The 3,754-nt window shown below is 51.2% G+C and carries 3 protein-coding genes; all 3 read right to left on the bottom strand.

The window, feature by feature from the left end; translation table 11 throughout:
• Positions 1-102: 102 nt before the first annotated feature.
• Positions 103-1,083: a bifunctional 4-hydroxy-2-oxoglutarate aldolase/2-dehydro-3-deoxy-phosphogluconate aldolase gene (gene eda, locus DW949_RS13420; protein WP_233539611.1), complete on the bottom strand. Its 981-nt coding sequence runs from the start codon at positions 1,081-1,083 to the stop codon at positions 103-105.
• Positions 1,084-1,095: 12 nt separating this feature from the next.
• Positions 1,096-2,040: a sugar kinase gene (locus DW949_RS13415; protein ID WP_118023668.1), complete on the bottom strand. Its 945-nt coding sequence runs from the start codon at positions 2,038-2,040 to the stop codon at positions 1,096-1,098.
• Between the two features lie 155 nt (positions 2,041-2,195).
• Positions 2,196-3,665: a tagaturonate reductase gene (locus DW949_RS13410; RefSeq protein ID WP_233539610.1), complete on the bottom strand. Its 1,470-nt coding sequence runs from the start codon at positions 3,663-3,665 to the stop codon at positions 2,196-2,198.
• Positions 3,666-3,754 lie beyond the last annotated feature (89 nt).

Here is a 3,754-nt window from a genome sequence, read left to right as displayed (position 1 = left end):
CGGCCCGGTCCGTCAAACCAAATCGAATAGAAAAAGGGGCGCTGCACAAACCCCTCGTTTCATGCAGCAGCCTCTATTACACGCCTTATACAAGGCAGGCAATTATTTTGCCGCCGGTTTACGGCGCAGATGGACGGAAAATCCATGGTACAGTTCTTTGAAATATGCCAGACGGACACGCCCCTGTTCATCATAAAACAGCCCATTGTCAGCATATTCCACACCACGGCGTTTGTAGTATGCCATCGCCCGTTCCATATCGCGCGTATCAATACCGATATGGCCTTTTTCACCAGGCAGCGTATTGTAGCACACTTCGACAACAGTACCAACAAAATAAGAGACGCCGGGAATAGTAATCTTTTCCTGATCCAGGAGCGTGCACAAACGGTCTGTCACATCTTCTGCTTCTGCCTGCGTCTTACAATGGATGCCCGTATGGCAGATTTCAAATCCCAGCAGATTGTGTACAGCCTGACGGCAGGTCGCCGTGATACCTGCCCAATCTTTATTCCGTACCATATCGGACGGAGTCATGAAACTGCCACCGACAGCGGCCACATTGGGCAGATCCAGATATTCTGTCATATTATCGAGATTGACCCCGCCAGTAGGCAGGAACTTCATATCATGGAACGGACCAGCCAGCGCTTTCAAGGTTTTGACGCCACCGTACGCAGCAGCTGGGAAGAACTTGCAGACTTCAATTCCCATACCGTTGGCCGCTTCAATATCAGCCGGGCTGACCGTCCCCGGGACGATATCGACACCGTTATCGATGCACCATTGTGTAACGGCAGGATTAAAGGCCGGTGTGACGATAAATTCTGCTCCCGCCTTGACGGCTGCATCGGCCTGATTAACATTGTGCACGGTGCCAGCACCGACGAGGAGTCCCGGCACATGCTGACGCATAGCACGAATGGCATCCAGGCAGGCATCGGTACGGAATGTAACTTCTGCTACAGGCACGCCGCCATCGACCAGTGCCTGTCCAAACGGAACAGCATCGGCTGCATCGTCAATGACAACGAGTGGAACAAGACCAATTTCAAACATCATTTTCATATTTTCACTAATCATACCATTTCCTCCTTATTCGGCACGTTCCTGAAATTCCTGCAACTGGCTGCGCGTAGGCAGGCCTTCATTATCACCGGCTACCTGGATCTGCAGAGCCCCGATAGCCGCACCACGCCGTGCCGCATCGTACAGGGATAATCCGTCGAGCAGACCGCTTGTAAATCCCGCGGCAAATCCGTCACCGGCCCCGACGGTATCGACAATGTGATCGACATGATAGCTGGGTACATAGTGTTCTTCCTCTGCTGTGCAGACATAAACGCCGTCACTGCCGCCAAGCTTGACCGCCACAGTCTTTACCCCATGATCAAGGTAGAACCGGCCAACAGCTTTCTCATCGGAAAGCCCCGTAATACGCCGCGCTTCACTCAGGCCAGGCAGCACGATATCGGCTTTGAGGGAAAAGTCCCGTATTGTTCCGCACATAGTCTGTTCATCAGGCCAGAGCATAGGCCGGAGATTCGTATCAAAGGACACGGGAACGCCGTTCTGATGCGCTTCTTCCATCAGAAATGCGATGGCCTGACGGCAATTATCCGATAAGGCCAGAGGAATCCCTGTCACATGCAGGAGCTGTACACCCTGCCAGTCGATGCCGGTGAAATCCGCCGCCGTCAGATGAGTAAATGCCGTATTGCGCCGGATATTAGCGACTTTCGGGTCACCGCTGGACACTTTTTCCTTCATCTGAAATCCCGTCATATACGCATCATCGACCTGCACATACGTGTCGTGAATATGATTTTCCCGGAGAAAATTACAGATGCATGTCCCAAAGGGATCATTTCCCACTCGGGACACATAATAAGCATCAAACCCAAGGCGGGCCATACCGACAATATAATTTAATTCTGCGCCGCAGACATGGCGTTCAAAATGCTTCACCTGGTCCAGCGTACCTTCACTTTCTGCAACGAGAAGCCCCATCGCTTCCCCGATGGTCAGGACTTTACCCATCCTAACAGCCTCCTTTATTACGGATATATTATTTTTACTGTATTCCTCTGTTTATACTACCATGGCGGCAGGGAAACATCAATTCTCCTACCGCCACGAAGTGCCAATATTTTTCTAACATACTAGAATTTATGTTAGTTTTGTGTTATAAAAAATCACGATCCGTTTACCATTTCCCGGATATGAGCCCGGACGCCTATAGCGCCCATGCGGGCCAGATGCGCTGTCACCACCTGGGAAAAGCCGGGAATCGCCGTCAGATCTTCACCCCACCAATCCGCCTGCTTCAGGACTGCCGTAACGTATCCGGCATCGGGCATTGCTGCATGAGAAGCAATAAATGCCAGACGGTCTGCATCATCGCGGATAGGATAGGTATCGCTGCCACGATGCCCGATGAGGCAATCATCGCCTTTGTCTTCAGAACGGTAAAAGGCCAGCAATGCCGCCATAGAATAGGTCAGCCACCGCGGCAGTTTCCCTGTGGCAGCCAGGCTGTCTTTCAGCGATGGCAGGATACGCGCTTTCCATTTGGATGTCGAATTGAGAGAAATCGCCAGGAGCTCATGATGGACAAAAGGATTTTCAAACCGTTCAAATACAGCATCAGCAAATGACCGGACAGCATCCGGTGCCATTGATACCGTAGGCAGGATTTCCCCATAGACCGTCTGTTCCAGTGACGGTCGTATATCTTTATCAGCCATGCACTGGCCCACATATTCCAGGCCAGCCAGATAGGCCCCGAGGACCATCGATGTATGAGCCCCGTTCAGGATGCGTACTTTTCGTTCTTTGTATACTGTAATATCTGGTGCAAAAACTGTCTGGAAATAGGTCGAAGTAAAAGGCAACCGTTTTTCCAGTCCCGGATTTTCAACAGCCCAGAGAGCAAATGGCTCAGCTACATCGAGCAGCTCATCTGTATAGCCTAATTCTTTCTGAATGGCCTGTGCCGTTTGTTCGTCAGGATATCCCGTTACGATGCGGTCTACAAGGGTATCCGTAAACTGGCATGCCTCGTCAAGCCACTGCAGAAAATCAGCCGGAAGGTTCCAGAGCGCGGCATACTGATTGACACATGAACGCAAAGTCCGGCCATTATGGTCGATCAGTTCGACCGGCAGGATAATCAGCCCTTTGTCTTCTGCCCCGTTAAAATACTGATAGCGCGCAAAGAGGAACTGGGTCAGTTTGGCAGGATAGGTCCGTGGCGGCCGGTCTTCCAGTTTATCATCGGAAGAAAAAATGATTCCCCCATCGGTCGTATTCGACGTGATATATTCCAGCGTGTCGAGCCGGGCCAGTGCCATGTAGGCATCATAATCCGCAACGGGTGAAAGGACATCATCAATACAGGTAATGACCCGGTTCGATACCACCTTCCGGCCATCCTGCTGGCCCTGGAGCCGCACCATATAGAGGTTTTTCTGCCGTGTAAAACCCTCAGGCCGTCTGGCAGCCCGTGGTGTCACGATAACCACATTTCCATCGAAGCCTTGTTCCTCATTGGCCACATCAATCGCATAATCCACAAATGCCCGCATAAACCGGCCTTCTCCGAACTGCAGGACCCGGACGGGATGCCGGCTGTGGGTAAAGCAGGATTCAATAGATTTCATCATTTACACCTTTCCTTCCAACGAAACAAAACGAGGCTGCCCCATATGAACTGCTCCCCGTCAAGAGGACAATAAAAAATATAAGATTTTTT

This window comes from Megasphaera sp. AM44-1BH (assembly GCF_003467125.1).
Taxonomy (GTDB): Bacteria; Bacillota; Negativicutes; order Veillonellales; family Megasphaeraceae; genus Megasphaera.
This window is presented reverse-complemented; position numbering and strand designations above follow the sequence as displayed.